Genomic DNA, 13402 nt, shown 5'->3' on the forward strand with positions numbered 1-13402 from the left:
CCGACGGCGAACACGGCCTGAGCGCTGCGTTGTCGCCGGTAGATTCGAATCACTGAAACACGGAATCAGGAGCTGACATGGCTGCAGAACCCCTCCTCGCTACGAGCGTCTTCGACAGGCTGTTGAAGGACCGCATCATCTGGCTGGGATCGGAGGTGCGCGACGAGAACGCCAATGAGATCTGCGCGAAGATCCTCCTTCTCGCCGCTGAGGACTCCGACAAGGACATCTACCTCTACATCAACTCGCCCGGCGGATCGATCACCGCCGGCATGGCGATCTACGACACGATGCAGTTCGTCCCGAACGACATCGTCACCGTCGGCATCGGCATGGCGGCATCGATGGGTCAGCTGCTGCTGACCGCAGGCACGAAGGGCAAGCGGTACATCACCCCGAACGCCCGCGTGCTGCTGCACCAGCCGCACGGTGGCTTCGGTGGGACGTCGAGCGACATCCAGACCCAGGCGCAGCTCATCACCTCGATGAAGAACCGCCTCGCGGAGATCACCGCGGCGCAGACCGGCAAGTCGGTCGAGCAGATCAACGCCGACGGTGACCGCGACCGCTGGTTCACCGCCGACGAGGCGCTCGAGTACGGCTTCGTCGACCACATCCGCGATTCGGCCACCGACGTCGTCGGCGGCGGCGGTACCGAGCAGGACACCAAGTAACGGAAAGCGAAAGGACTCTCATGTACACACCTACCTTCCGCTCTGCCGGCGACCTGCCCTCCAGCCGCTACGTGCTCCCGCAGTTCGAGGAGCGCACGGCGTACGGCTTCAAGCGTCAGGACCCGTACAACAAGCTGTTCGAAGACCGCGTGATCTTCCTCGGCGTGCAGGTCGACGATGCCTCGGCCGATGACGTGATGGCCCAGCTCCTCGTCCTGGAGAGCCAGGACTCCGAGCGCGACATCACCATGTACATCAACTCGCCCGGCGGATCCTTCACCGCGATGACGGCGATCTACGACACGATGCAGTACGTCGCGCCGCAGATCCAGACCGTCGTGCTCGGTCAGGCGGCTTCGGCGGCATCCGTGCTGCTCGCGGCCGGACACCCCGGCAAGCGCCTCGCGCTGCCCAACGCCCGCGTGCTCATGCACCAGCCGGCGATGGGGGAGGCGGGCCACGGCCAGGCATCCGACATCGAGATCCAGGCGGCGGAGATCCTCCGCATGCGCACCTGGCTCGAAGAGGCGATGGCCCGCCACACCGGCAAGCCGGTCGAGCAGGTCAACCGCGACATCGACCGTGACAAGATCCTCTCCGCCGCTGAGGCGCTGGACTACGGCATCGTCGACCAGGTGCTCACCTCGCGCAAGCGCGTCTGACCACCGGTCTCTGGAAAGGACGTCGACCTTCGGGTCGGCGTCCTTTCGTCGTCTCCGGCGGATGTGCGACCGCTGTGGCTCCACGTGCTCATATGAGCGGAATGATGCGCGAACGGTGCGGCGGACGTAAGCTGGTCGAGGAAGGAGGAGGCCGTGGAAGAAGAACTGATCATGGTCCGCGTCGCGGAGCTGTACTACGACGAGGACAAGACGCAGGACGAGATCGGCGCCCTCCTCAAGCTGTCACGCTGGAAGGTCGGCCGACTGCTGACCCAGGCCCGCGAACGCGGGATCGTCCGGATCGAGATCGTCCACCCTCGGGCCCGTCGGCTCGGCCTCGAGCGTCAGCTCGTCGAGCGGCACGGACTGACCGCCGCCGTGGTCGTCCCCTCGCCCGACGGTGACGACGGGACGCTCGAGCGCGTCGCGCAGGCGGCAGCCGACTACCTCACCGCGATGCGTCCGGTGCCGCGTACCCTCGGGGTCAGCTGGGGTCGCACGCTGCGCGCCGTGGCGGAGGCGCTGCCGGACGGGTGGGCTACCGGAGTCACGGTGGTCCAGCTCAACGGAGGAGTCAGCCTCAACAGACGCTCCGGTGGAGCCGCCGGACTCGCCGTGACGATCGCGCAGCGCGCATCCGGACACGTCTCGCTGCTTCCCAGCCCGGCGATCCTCGAACGGGTCGAGACCAAGCAGGCGATCGAGGCCGACCGCACCGTCGCGGCCGTCCTCGTCGAGGCGGCGGAGGCGCAGGCCTTCCTTTTCACGGCAGGACCGTGCGATGCGACCTCGGCACATGTCGAGAACGGCTACCTCACGGCATCCGATGTCGAGGAGCTCGCCCGTCGCGGTGCTGTCGGCGACGTCCTCGGACGCTACATCGACGCGGACGGCAACATCGTCGACCCGCAGCTGGATGCGAGGACGGTGGGCGTGGAGCTCGGCCGTCTGCGCGCCGCCCAGCGCTCGATCTTCGTCACCGCCGGTGACGCCAAGCATGACATCGCGCGCACAGTCGTCACCAGCGGCCTGTGCAGCGTTCTGGTGACAGATGAGACCACAGCACGAGCATTGTTGGAGGAACGATGACGACCCAAGAACTCAGCCGCAGATCGGCGGTGGACGTTCTCGGCGGTGAGCCGGATGACGCCACACTCCGCCGGTTCCTGCACGGACTCCCGGGCGTCGACGCCGTCGGGCTCGAGCAGCGCGCGGCCGCACTCGGCACGCGTTCGATCAAGACCACGTCGAAGGCCTGGGCCCTCGACACGATCATCAAGCTGATCGACCTCACCACCCTCGAAGGCTCGGACACCCCCGGCAAGGTGCGCTCGCTCGTCGCGAAGGCGAAGAACCCGGACGCCGCGGATCCGTCGACACCTCGGGTCGCCGCCGTCTGCGTCTATGGCGACATGGTCGGCGACGCGGTCGAGGCGCTCGGGGCGCTGCACGGCGACCCGGATGACGGACTGATCTCGGTCGCGGCGGTCGCCACGGCGTTCCCCAGCGGTCGCTCTTCGCTGGCCATCAAACTCGCCGACACGGCGGAGGCCGTCGCGGCAGGCGCCGACGAGATCGACATGGTCATCGACCGCGGAGCGTTCCTCTCCGGTCGCTACGGGCTCGTGTACGACCAGATCGCCCAGGTGAAAGAGGCATGCCGTCGTGCCGACGGTTCGTACGCGTCGCTCAAGGTGATCCTCGAGACCGGTGAGCTCAACACCTACGACAACATCAAGCGCGCATCGTGGCTCGGCATCCTCGCCGGAGGCGACTTCATCAAGACGTCGACCGGCAAGGTGCAGCCGGCAGCGACATTGCCGACGACCCTCCTCATGCTCGAGACCGTGCGCGACTGGCACCGGGGTACGGGAGAGCGCATCGGCGTGAAGCCGGCGGGCGGCATCCGCGCCTCCAAGGATGCTGTCAAGTACCTCGTCACCGTCGCCGAGACCGTGGGGGAGGAGTGGCTCCAGCCGCACCTGTTCCGTTTCGGCGCCTCGAGCCTGCTGAACGACGTGCTCCTGCAGCGACAGAAGCTCACCACCGGCCACTACTCCGGCCCCGACTACGTCACGATCGACTAGGAGCCCGCATATGTCATTCCTGGAATACGCTCCGGCACCGGAGTCGAAGGCAGTACTCAACCTCAAGGACAGCTACGGGCTCTTCATCGACGGTGAGTTCGTCGACGGATCGGGGTCGAGCTTCGCGACGATCTCACCGGCCGATGAGAGCCACATCGCCGAGATCGCATCGGCGAGCGACGCGGATGTCGACCGTGCGGTCGCCGCCGCACGTCGCGCCTACGAGAAGACTTGGTCGAAGATGAGCGGCCGCGATCGCGGCAAGTACCTCTTCCGCATCGCACGTCTCGTGCAGGAGCGGGCTCGCGAGCTCGCCGTCGCCGAGAGCCTCGACAATGGGAAGCCGATCAAGGAGAGCCGCGATGTCGACGTGCCTCTCGTCGCCTCCTGGTTCTTCTACTACGCGGGGTGGGCCGACAAGCTCGACTACGCCGGACTCGGCGCCGACCCGCGGGCGCTCGGCGTGGCCGGGCAGATCATCCCGTGGAACTTCCCGCTGCTGATGCTCGCGTGGAAGCTCGCTCCCGCTCTGGCCGCCGGCAACACGGTCGTGCTGAAGCCGGCGGAGACCACGCCGCTGACGGCGTTGATCTTCGCGGAGATCCTGCAGCAGGCGGATCTGCCGGCCGGTGTCGTCAACATCATCACGGGTGCCGGTTCGACGGGCGCCACGCTCGTGCGTCACCCCGACGTCGACAAGGTCGCCTTCACCGGGTCGACCGGTGTCGGCCGCGACATCGCCCGGGCCGTCGCGGGGACCGACAAGAAGGTCACGCTCGAGCTCGGCGGCAAGGCCGCGAACATCGTGTTCGATGACGCGCCGATCGACCAGGCCGTCGAGGGCATCGTGAACGGCATCTTCTTCAACCAGGGACACGTGTGCTGCGCCGGAAGCCGACTGCTCGTGCAGGAGTCGATCCACGACGAGGTCATCGATCGCCTGAAGAGTCGCCTGTCGACGCTGCGCCTCGGCGATCCGCTCGACAAGAACACCGACATCGGGGCGATCAACTCGGCCGCGCAGCTCGCGCGCATCCGGGAGCTCAGCGACATCGGCGAGGCCGAGGGCGCCGAGCGGTGGACCGCGGACTGCGCGATCCCCGACAAGGGCTTCTGGTTCGCACCGACGATCTTCACCGGCGTCGAGGCGTCGCATCGCATCGCGCGCGACGAGGTCTTCGGACCTGTGCTCTCGGTGTTGACGTTCCGTACCCCCGCCGAGGCGATCGCCAAGGCGAACAACACCCCGTACGGCCTCTCCGCCGGTATCTGGTCGGACAAGGGCTCGCGTATCCTCGCGGTCGCCGACCGTCTGCGCGCGGGTGTCATCTGGGCGAACACGTTCAACCGATTCGATCCGTCGAGCCCGTTCGGCGGCTACAAGGAGTCCGGATACGGCCGTGAAGGCGGACGTCAGGGCCTCACCGCATACCTGAAGGGGGCGTCCGCATGACCAAGCGATTCGGTGCCAATGACCGACTCAGCGTTCCGAAGACGTACAAGCTCGCCATCGGCGGCGCGTTCCCGCGCAGCGAGTCCGGACGCACCTACGAAGTGCTGTCGGCGAAGGGGGCGTTCCTCGCGAACGCGGCGAAGGGTTCCCGCAAGGACGCCCGGGATGCCGTCGTCGCCGCCCGCGCCGCCGTGAAGGGGTGGTCGGGAGCGACCGCTTACAACCGCGGACAGGTGCTCTACCGTGTCGCCGAGGTCCTCGAGGGGCGTCGGGCGCAGTTCATCGACGAGATCACGGCGCAGGAGGGCGTCTCGGCGTCCGCCGCCGCCGCGCAGGTCGACGAGGCCATCGACCTCTGGGTCTGGTACGCGGGCTGGTGCGACAAGTACGCACAGGTCGCGGGCAACGCGAACCCGGTCTCGGGTCCGTACTTCAACATCTCGGTGCCGGAGCCGACCGGTGTCGTCGCGATCGTCGCACCGCAGGACTCCGCGCTGCTCGGACTCGTCTCGGTCGTGGCTCCTGTGCTCGTCGCAGGCAACACGGTCGTGGTGATCGCGAGCGAGCGGTTCCCGCTGTCGGCCATCAGCCTCGCCGAGGTGCTCGCGACGAGCGATGTCCCCGGGGGCGTCGTCAACGTGCTCACCGGGTCGCCCGCCGAGATGGCGCCCTGGCTCGCCTCGCACCAGGACGTCAACGCGCTCGACCTGGCCGGTGCCGGGGATCTCGAGTGGATCGACATGCAGATCGCTGCCGCCGAGACGCTCAAGCGCGTGCTGGCACCAGGCGCCGTCACCGCATCGCCGGAGCGCATCGGAGCGTTCACCGAGGTCAAGACCGTCTGGCACACCAAGTCCATGGTCTGAGACCCGTCATCGACAGGCCCGCCCCGCGCATCGCGAGGGGCGGGCCTTTCTCGTGCGAGTCGATATGGACTCGAGATATGCGGTGCCGCGCCAATGCGTCCCGGTGTCGGATGCAGCGGTTAGGCTCAGTAGACGATCTCTGGATCCCCCTAGGAGGACGCGCATGGCCCGTATCGGTGAAAGCGCTGACCTGTTCAAGTGCTCGTTCTGCGGAAAGAGCCAGAAGCAGGTGCAGCAGCTCATCGCTGGCCCCGGTGTGTACATCTGCGACGAATGCGTCGAGCTGTGCAACGAGATCATCGAGGAGCGGATGGCAGAGTCCTCTGCGGAGGGCACGGCGGACTTCGAGCTCCCCAAGCCGCGGGAGATCTTCTCGTTCCTCGAGGAGTACGTCGTCGGGCAGGAGCCTGCCAAGAAGGCGCTCGCTGTCGCGGTGTACAACCACTACAAGCGGATCCGCGCGCACGGCACGCTTCAGACCGCCGAGCAGAAGGCCGAGAGCGTCGAGATCGCCAAGAGCAACATCCTGCTCATCGGGCCGACCGGATGCGGCAAGACCTATCTCGCCCAGACCCTCGCGAAGAAGCTCAACGTGCCGTTCGCTGTCGCGGACGCGACGGCGCTCACCGAGGCCGGGTACGTCGGCGAGGATGTCGAGAACATCCTGCTCAAGCTCATCCAGGCCGCGGACTACGACGTCAAGCGCGCCGAGCAGGGCATCATCTACATCGACGAGGTCGACAAGATCGCCCGCAAGGCGGAGAACCCCTCGATCACCCGCGATGTCTCCGGCGAGGGCGTGCAGCAGGCGCTGCTGAAGATCATCGAGGGAACGGTCGCATCCGTGCCCCCGCAGGGCGGTCGCAAGCATCCGCACCAGGAGTTCCTGCAGATCGACACCTCCAACGTGCTCTTCATCGTCGCCGGTGCGTTCGCGGGACTCGAGGACATCGTCTCCGCGCGCGTCGGCAAGCACGGCATCGGCTTCGGTGCGCCGCTGCACGACAAGGGCAAGGACCTCGACCTCTTCAGCGAGGTACTCCCGGAGGACCTGCACAAGTTCGGTCTCATCCCCGAGTTCATCGGCCGTCTGCCCGTGGTGACCTCGGTCTCTCCGCTCGACCAGGACGCCCTCATCGACATCCTCACCGGACCCCGCAATGCGCTGGTCAAGCAGTACCAGCGCATGTTCGAACTCGACGGGGTCCAGCTCGAGTTCGAAGAGAATGCGCTGCGGTCCATCGCCGACCTCGCGGTCGAACGCAAGACCGGCGCCCGCGGCCTTCGCGCGATCCTCGAAGACGTGCTCGGACCGATCATGTTCGAGATCCCGTCCGCCGAGGATGTCGCCAAGGTGATCGTCACTCAGGCGGCCGTCGACGAGGGTGCTCCGCCGACGATCGTGATGGAGCGCAAGCGCAAGAGCGCGTGAGTTCCGCTCCCTCGGCGCCCGTCGGCACCGAGGGAGACGCGGGCCGGGCTCAGGCCTCGAGCCCTCGCCGCTTCAGGAGCGGCGCGATCTCGGCATCCCGTCCCCGGAAGTCGCGGTAGGCGTCGAGCGGATCCTTGGACCCTCCGACGCCGAGGAGACGGGAACGGAACCGGTCGCCGTTCTCGCGGGTGAGTCCGCCGTTCTCGCGGAACCAGTCGACCGTGTCCGCGTCGAGTACCTCACTCCAGATGTAGGAGTAGTAGCCGGCGCTGTATCCGCCTGAGAAGACGTGCGCGAAGTAGGTCGACGAGTAGCGGGTCGGCATGACGGGATCGTCGAGCCCGATGTCGGCGAGGGCGGCAGCCTCGAACTCGGCCACGTCGAGGATCTCTGTCTGCGTGCTCACGCGATGCCATGCCTGGTCCAGCCAGGCGGCTGCGAGGTACTCGCTCGTGTCATGGCCCTGGTTGAACGTCTCCGTCGCGCGCAGTCGTTCGACGATCGCAGGGTCGAGCGGTTCGCCTGTCTCATGGTGCCGCGCGTAGTTGTCGAGCACCTCAGGCCACAGGATCCACATCTCGTTCACCTGGCTGGGGAACTCCACGAAGTCGCGGAAGACGTTCGTTCCCGCGAAGTGCGGGTACGTGACGACGGCGAAGAGTCCGTGCAGAGCGTGGCCGAACTCGTGGAAGAGCGTGGTCACCTCGTCGAGGGTGAGCAGCGTCGGCTCCCCGTCACCGGGCAGCGGCACGTTCAGGTTGTTGACGACCACCGGGAGCGTTCCGCGCAGGCGCGATTGGCTCACGATCGGGTTCATCCATGCGCCGCCGCGCTTCGAATCACGGGTGTACAGGTCGAGGACGTACAGTCCGACCGCGCTCCCGTCGGCGTCGCGCACTTCGAACACCCGCGCGCCCGGGTGGTAGGCGCGGAGGTCCCGGCGCTCTGCGAAGGTCACCCCGTAGAGTTTCGTCGCTGCGAAGAAGACGCCGTCCTGCAGCACCCGCTCGGCCTCGAACCACGGGCGGAGCGCGCTCGTGTCGATCGCATATCGGGCGGTGCGCACCTTCTCCGTGTAGAACGCCCAGTCGTGCGCCTCGATCGTGAAGGGGGTCGCCTCGGTCTCGTCGACGATCGCCTGCAGGGCTTCCCTCTCCGCTCGCGCGTTGCGCGCAGATGGGGCCGCGAGATCGCGCAGCATCCGCTCGACCGCGTCCGGGGTGCCGGCTGTCTCGTCCGCCGTCACGTACGCGGCATGCGAGGCATAGCCGAGCAGAGCCGCGCGCTCGGCGCGGAGGCGCACGATCTCCGCGAGCACAGGACGATTGTCGTTCGCGTTGCTGCGGGCAGCGCGCGACTGCGAGGCCGTCATGATGCGGCGCCGCGACTCGCGGTCGCGCAGCTGCGCCAGGTACGGGTGCCCGGTGAACAGCGGCAGGGAGATGACGAAGCGTCCGTCGAGGCCGCGATCCGCCGCCGCGCGAGCCGCTGCGGAGAGCTCTCCGCTGCTGAGGCCGGCGAGCTCGGCGGGCGAGTCGAACACCACGGCGAGGTCGTTCGTGTCGTTCAGCAGGTTGCGCTCGAAGGTGTTGTTCAGAGTCGAGAGCTGCTGGTTCAGGGCGGTGAGTCTGCTCTTCGCCTCGTCGTCGAGGGCCGCACCCGCGTGGGTCATCTCGCGGTGGTGCCGTTCGACCAGATACCGCTGCTCACCATCGAGCTCGAGATCGTCGAGGTGCGCGTGCACCTGCTGGACGCGCCAATACAGCGCGCCGTCGAGAGCGATGGCATCCTGATGAGCCGCCATGAGGGGAGCGAGCTGTTCGTCGATCTCCTGGATCTCCGGTGTCGCATCGGCTGAGGTGACGGTGTAGAACGCGTGCGCGACACGGTCGAGCAGCTCTCCTGAGCGTTCCAGCGCCTCGATCGTGTTCTCGAAGGTGGGCATCGAGCGCACCATCGTGATCCGAGCGATCTCTCGGAGGTGCTCGTCGAACGCGGCCTGGAACGCCGGTGGGTAGTGCTCAGGTCTGATGGCGGCGAAGTCGGGAAGACCGTAGGGGAGCGTGGACGGCTGAAGCAGAGGATTCGCGACGTCGGTCATCCTCTGAGCCTAGCCATCACCCGCTGCAGGGCCTCGACCACCAGGCGTACCGACTGCCGCCTCAGGTTCTCGGGCCGGGCGAGCACATCGATCATTCGGTGTGTGCTCACTCCTCGCAGCGGAAGCCGCACGATGTCGCGGTCGTCGACAGTGCGGGACGTATAGCGAGGCAGCATTCCGAGTACCCCGCCTGCGGCGACGACGGCCGCGACCGCGCCGTAGTCATTGATGCGGTGGCGGATCTCGACGGGGCGTCCGGCGACGGCCGACACGGCGCGCAGCACGTCGTCAGGGGAGTAGCCGATGCGACTGGTGACCCAGGGGCTGTCGACGACATCGAAGGACGTCACCTGCCCGCGAGCGGCGAGCGGATGCGAGGCGGCGACGGCGACGTCGAGGGGCTCTCGCACGAGCGCGAGGCTGCGCACCCCGTCGGTCGGCCAGGGCGGTGAATGCTCCATGCGATGCGCGAGCACGAGGTCGTAGCGAGCGGTGAGCGCAGGGAACTCGCTCTGCGCCACATCCTCGTCGGTGAGCTGCACGGTGGGTGCTGCGGGTGAATCGTCGAGCTCACGGATCAGGGACCCGAACAGCGCCTGCCCGACGCTGTGGAATCCGCTGATCGTCACCACGCCGGTGCTGGCGTTCTCGAAGTCATCGAGCGAGCTGCGGGCGGCGGCCATCGCGTCGATCGCTTCGGCGCCTGCGGTCGCGAGAACTTCGCCCGCAGCGGTCAATGTGAGGCGGCGGCCGTCCTTGCGGGTGAGAGGTGTGTGGAAATCGCGCTGCAAGGCGGCGAGATGCTGCGACACCGCGGACGGAGTGACGCGCAGCGCCTCCGCGACGGCGGTGACGCTACCGAGCGCCCCGAGCTCTCTGAGCATCTGCAGTTGGTGTAGTTCCATTCCAACAAATTAGCGTTTGCTACATGGTTCATGCAGACACTGCCGGTGGTTCTACATGGTCCGGTGCGGTGGAATCGACGTATGAAGGCACTGTTCAAAGCCGAACGCGCAGCCGGTCTCGAGCTCGTCGACCGCCCGGAGCCGACCGCCGCGGCCGATGAGGTCGTGATCCGCGTGATGCGTACCGGGATCTGCGGCACCGACTTGCACATCCGTCGGTGGGACGACTGGGCCGCGTCCGCGATCGACGCCCCGCTCATTCCGGGCCACGAGTTCTACGGCGAGGTCGTGGAGGTCGGACCCCTCGTCCATGACATCGCTGTCGGGGATCGCGTCTCCGGCGAGGGGCACATCGTCTGCGGCACCTGTCGCAACTGTCGAGCCGGACGCCGGCAGATGTGCATCAGGACCATCGGGCTCGGCCTGCAGCGCGACGGCGCGTTCGCGGAGTACCTCGCCCTACCGGCGACGAACGTCTGGGTCCATCACGCCGATGTCGCTCCGGAGCTCGGAGCGATCTTCGATCCGCTCGGCAACGCGGTGCACACCGCGCTCACGTTCCCGCTCGTCGGTGAGGACGTGCTCGTGACAGGATGCGGTCCGATCGGCCTCATGGCGATCGCGGTCGCCAGGCATGCCGGTGCCCGTTTCATCGCAGCGACGGATGTCAGCGCGCCTCGCCTCGAGATGGCCCGTCTGATGGGTGCCGACGAGGCCGTCGACGTGTCGGTTCGCGACATCCGTGATGCACAGCGGTGCCTCGGCCTGCGTGAGGGGTTCGACATCGGCTTCGAGATGAGCGGCGCTCCCGCCGCTCTGCCCGCCATGATCGAGAACATGAACCACGGCGGCCGCATCGCCATGCTCGGCCTGCCGAGTGCGGGATTCGAGATCGACTGGGGCAAGCTCGTCACTCACATGCTCACGATCAAGGGCATCTACGGACGGGAGATGTTCGAGACCTGGAATGCGATGGGCGCGATGCTGCAGACCAGTGCCACCCTTCGCGATTCGATCGGACGGGTGATCGCCGACGTGATCCCCGCCAGGGACTGGGAGCAGGGCTTCGCCGCCGCGGAGTCCGCTGGCACGGGAAAGATCATCCTCGACTGGACGGAGCTGTGATGTACGGGACTTTTCAGAATCATGTGGCGGGCCAACTCGCAGAGATCGACGCGGCAGGCCTCACCAAGCACGAACGCGGCATCCGCGGTGCGCAGAGCGCCCTGATCACCGCAGACGGCGCTGAGGTGCTGAACTTCTGCGCCAACAACTACCTCGGGCTCGCAGACGACCCTCGGATCGTGGACGCCGCGACGGCCGCGTTGCAGGAGTGGGGATACGGGCTCGCGAGCGTCCGCTTCATCTGCGGCACCCAGGAGCAGCACCTCGAGCTGGAGCGCCGCCTCGCCGACTTCCTGGGCACGGATGACTCCATCCTGTACTCGTCGTGCTTCGACGCGAACGGGGGAGTGTTCGAGACGCTCTTCAGCGCGGACGACGCCATCATCTCGGACGAGCTCAATCACGCGTCGATCATCGACGGCATCCGTCTGTCGAAGGCCCGCAGACTGCGATACCGCAACCGTGACATGGCGGATCTCGAGGCCCAGCTGCAGGCGGCGTCCGATGCGAGGTTCCGGGTGATCGTCACCGACGGCGTCTTCTCGATGGACGGCTACATCGCCCCGCTCGCGGAGATCTGCGACCTGGCCGACAGGTACGATGCCCTGGTGTTCGTCGACGACTCGCACGCCGTAGGATTCGTCGGCGACAACGGGCGAGGAACCCCCGAGTTCTGCGGCGTCGCCGATCGGGTGGACATCTACACCGGCACGTTCGGCAAGGCGCTGGGTGGAGCCTCGGGCGGCTACGTCGCCTCGCACCGCGACATCGTCGCCCTGCTGAGGCAGCGGTCGCGACCGTATCTGTTCTCGAACACCCTCGCCCCCGCAATCGTGGCCGGCACCCTGACGGCGCTCGATCTGGTCGAGAGCTCGGCGGACCTGCGGGCGCGCCTGAGGGACAACGCGGCGCTGTTCCGTGAGCGGATGACGGCTGAGGGCTTCGATCTGCTGCCCGGACAGCATCCGATCGTCCCCGTCATGTTCGGCGATGCCGCGCTGACGGCGCGGATCGCGAAGGAGATGCAGGCGCAAGGGGTCTATGTGACCGCGTTCAGCTTTCCCGTCGTGCCTCGAGGTGCGGCTCGGATCCGGGTGCAGCTGTCCGCCGCGCACAGCCCGGAGCAGATCGAGCGGTGCATCCAGGCGTTCGTCGCGGCGCGGGATGCCATGATCTGACGCGCATGCACGCAGCAATGCAAAGAAACGCTTGCAAAGAAACCTTTGCAGAGGTATCTTTGTATTCATGACCACTGATGAGGGACGCACTCTCGACTCCGGCTCTCTGAAAGCGCTGGCCCACCCGCTTCGGGTGCGCATCTACGATCTCCTGAGCGAGCGGGGACCCCAGACGGCCAGCAGTCTCGCCGCTCTGATCGGGGAGACGTCGGGGGCGACCAGCTATCACCTGCGAGCGTTGGCCGCGCACGACCTCATCAGGGAGGTCACCGGACGCGGCACCGCACGGGAGCGGTGGTGGGAGCGCCCGAAGGGCCGGATCAACCTGCCGGGGCCCGACGAGCAGCAGTCGCCGTCGAATCGCGCGGCCGCACAGATCGTGACCTCGGAGTTCTTCCGCCTGCGGCATCAGACGCTGATGGACTACATGAACCGATCGACGGCGGACGAACCCGAGGAATGGCGCGACTCCGGACTCGTGATGACCACGATGCTCGATCTGACTGCCCCGCAGATGACCGAGCTCGCCGGCGAGCTCAGCGCTGTCGTCGAGGCGGCGATCGAACGGTATCGCGGCCAGGAGAATGCCGCCGGAACGCGGCGCGTGACCCTGCGCGCCGAGATCTTCGACCTTCCTGCCGCGCGCACCCGCCGCACGAACCCCGAGGAGTGATGACAGTGACCACCGCAACGCTTCGACTCGTCGGGCCCACCGCATTCGAGCGGCTGCTCCAGCGCCTCGCGCGCACGCTCTCACGGCACGTCGAGAGGCGCATCGCGCACCGTGCACGACGCAGGGAGATCACCCTGGATCTTCTGCGCGAGCAGCAGACCCGGCGCCATGACCCGACGGCCGTCGATCACGCCCTCGCGCAGCTCGGTCTGCCTCGACGCTGACGCGCGGTCAGCGTCGGTGCGG

Annotated in this window: 13 protein-coding genes; 11 read left to right on the top strand and 2 right to left on the bottom strand. The window is 67.2% G+C overall.

The genetic code is table 11. The annotated features are described in order from the left end of the window. The first annotated feature begins 77 nt into the window (after window positions 1–77). From ACESK8_RS15360 to clpX, 7 genes are all read left to right on the top strand, one after another. Window positions 78–674: an ATP-dependent Clp protease proteolytic subunit gene (locus ACESK8_RS15360; RefSeq protein WP_060926458.1), complete on the top strand. Its 597-nt coding sequence runs from the start codon at window positions 78–80 to the stop codon at window positions 672–674. 20 nt (window positions 675–694) lie between these two features. Next, window positions 695–1336, top strand: coding sequence for an ATP-dependent Clp protease proteolytic subunit (locus ACESK8_RS15365; RefSeq protein ID WP_060926457.1), 642 nt, complete (start codon window positions 695–697; stop codon window positions 1334–1336). 153 nt (window positions 1337–1489) lie between these two features. Then, entirely contained in the window at window positions 1490–2425 is a 936-nt protein-coding gene (locus ACESK8_RS15370) for a sugar-binding transcriptional regulator (protein WP_372969404.1), read from the top strand. After that, on the top strand, window positions 2422–3423 hold the full coding sequence (gene deoC, locus ACESK8_RS15375; protein ID WP_372969405.1) for a deoxyribose-phosphate aldolase: 1002 nt from the start codon (window positions 2422–2424) through the stop codon (window positions 3421–3423). Before ACESK8_RS15370 ends, deoC begins: the two co-directional genes overlap by 4 nt. 10 nt (window positions 3424–3433) lie before the next feature. Next, window positions 3434–4876, top strand: a complete 1443-nt coding sequence (locus ACESK8_RS15380; protein WP_372969406.1) for an aldehyde dehydrogenase family protein — start codon at window positions 3434–3436, stop codon at window positions 4874–4876. After that, window positions 4873–5742, top strand: a complete 870-nt coding sequence (locus ACESK8_RS15385) for an aldehyde dehydrogenase family protein (RefSeq protein WP_372969407.1) — start codon at window positions 4873–4875, stop codon at window positions 5740–5742. Before ACESK8_RS15380 ends, ACESK8_RS15385 begins: the two co-directional genes overlap by 4 nt. A 163-nt stretch (window positions 5743–5905) precedes the next feature. After that, complete coding sequence (gene clpX, locus ACESK8_RS15390) at window positions 5906–7174, top strand: ATP-dependent Clp protease ATP-binding subunit ClpX (RefSeq protein WP_372969408.1); 1269 nt, start codon at window positions 5906–5908, stop codon at window positions 7172–7174. Window positions 7175–7223: 49 nt separating this feature from the next. On the opposite strand, the gene ACESK8_RS15395 is transcribed toward clpX, so the two are convergent. Further along, window positions 7224–9275 (bottom strand): M3 family metallopeptidase, encoded by a 2052-nt coding sequence (locus ACESK8_RS15395; RefSeq protein ID WP_372969409.1) that lies wholly within the window; start codon window positions 9273–9275, stop codon window positions 7224–7226. Further along, window positions 9272–10180, bottom strand: a complete 909-nt coding sequence (locus ACESK8_RS15400) for a LysR family transcriptional regulator (protein ID WP_372969410.1) — start codon at window positions 10178–10180, stop codon at window positions 9272–9274. Before ACESK8_RS15400 ends, ACESK8_RS15395 begins: the two co-directional genes overlap by 4 nt. A gap of 81 nt (window positions 10181–10261) precedes the next feature. On the opposite strand from ACESK8_RS15400, the gene tdh reads away from it, so the two are divergent. The 4 genes from tdh to ACESK8_RS15420 all read left to right on the top strand — a co-directional run bounded on the left by tdh (window position 10262) and on the right by ACESK8_RS15420 (window position 13380). Beyond that, window positions 10262–11305 carry an L-threonine 3-dehydrogenase gene (gene tdh, locus ACESK8_RS15405; RefSeq protein WP_372969411.1) on the top strand — a complete coding sequence of 348 codons (1044 nt, stop codon included), beginning with the start codon at window positions 10262–10264 and terminating at the stop codon, window positions 11303–11305. Further along, window positions 11305–12483, top strand: a complete 1179-nt coding sequence (locus ACESK8_RS15410; protein ID WP_372969412.1) for a glycine C-acetyltransferase — start codon at window positions 11305–11307, stop codon at window positions 12481–12483. Before tdh ends, ACESK8_RS15410 begins: the two co-directional genes overlap by 1 nt. Before the next feature lie 67 nt (window positions 12484–12550). Then, window positions 12551–13156, top strand: coding sequence for an ArsR/SmtB family transcription factor (locus tag ACESK8_RS15415; protein WP_372969413.1), 606 nt, complete (start codon window positions 12551–12553; stop codon window positions 13154–13156). A 5-nt stretch (window positions 13157–13161) separates the two neighbouring features. Beyond that, window positions 13162–13380 (top strand): hypothetical protein, encoded by a 219-nt coding sequence (locus ACESK8_RS15420; protein ID WP_372969414.1) that lies wholly within the window; start codon window positions 13162–13164, stop codon window positions 13378–13380. Window positions 13381–13402 lie beyond the last annotated feature (22 nt).

Source organism: Microbacterium sp. (genome assembly GCF_041641055.1).
In the GTDB taxonomy this organism is placed as follows: Bacteria; Actinomycetota; Actinomycetes; order Actinomycetales; family Microbacteriaceae; genus Microbacterium.

What these genes read in the sequence shown, in the direction of transcription:
- ACESK8_RS15360 (WP_060926458.1), top strand. Translation starts at nt 78, where the DNA reads ATGGCTGCAGAACCCCTCCTCGCTACGAGCGTCTTCGACAGGCTGTTG.
- ACESK8_RS15365 (WP_060926457.1), top strand. Translation starts at nt 695, where the DNA reads ATGTACACACCTACCTTCCGCTCTGCCGGCGACCTGCCCTCCAGCCGC.
- deoC (WP_372969405.1), top strand. Translation starts at nt 2,422, where the DNA reads ATGACGACCCAAGAACTCAGCCGCAGATCGGCGGTGGACGTTCTCGGC.
- ACESK8_RS15380 (WP_372969406.1), top strand. Translation starts at nt 3,434, where the DNA reads ATGTCATTCCTGGAATACGCTCCGGCACCGGAGTCGAAGGCAGTACTC.
- ACESK8_RS15385 (WP_372969407.1), top strand. Translation starts at nt 4,873, where the DNA reads ATGACCAAGCGATTCGGTGCCAATGACCGACTCAGCGTTCCGAAGACG.
- clpX (WP_372969408.1), top strand. Translation starts at nt 5,906, where the DNA reads ATGGCCCGTATCGGTGAAAGCGCTGACCTGTTCAAGTGCTCGTTCTGC.
- ACESK8_RS15395 (WP_372969409.1), bottom strand. Translation starts at nt 9,275, where the DNA reads ATGACCGACGTCGCGAATCCTCTGCTTCAGCCGTCCACGCTCCCCTAC.
- ACESK8_RS15400 (WP_372969410.1), bottom strand. Translation starts at nt 10,180, where the DNA reads ATGGAACTACACCAACTGCAGATGCTCAGAGAGCTCGGGGCGCTCGGT.
- tdh (WP_372969411.1), top strand. Translation starts at nt 10,262, where the DNA reads ATGAAGGCACTGTTCAAAGCCGAACGCGCAGCCGGTCTCGAGCTCGTC.
- ACESK8_RS15410 (WP_372969412.1), top strand. Translation starts at nt 11,305, where the DNA reads ATGTACGGGACTTTTCAGAATCATGTGGCGGGCCAACTCGCAGAGATC.
- ACESK8_RS15415 (WP_372969413.1), top strand. Translation starts at nt 12,551, where the DNA reads ATGACCACTGATGAGGGACGCACTCTCGACTCCGGCTCTCTGAAAGCG.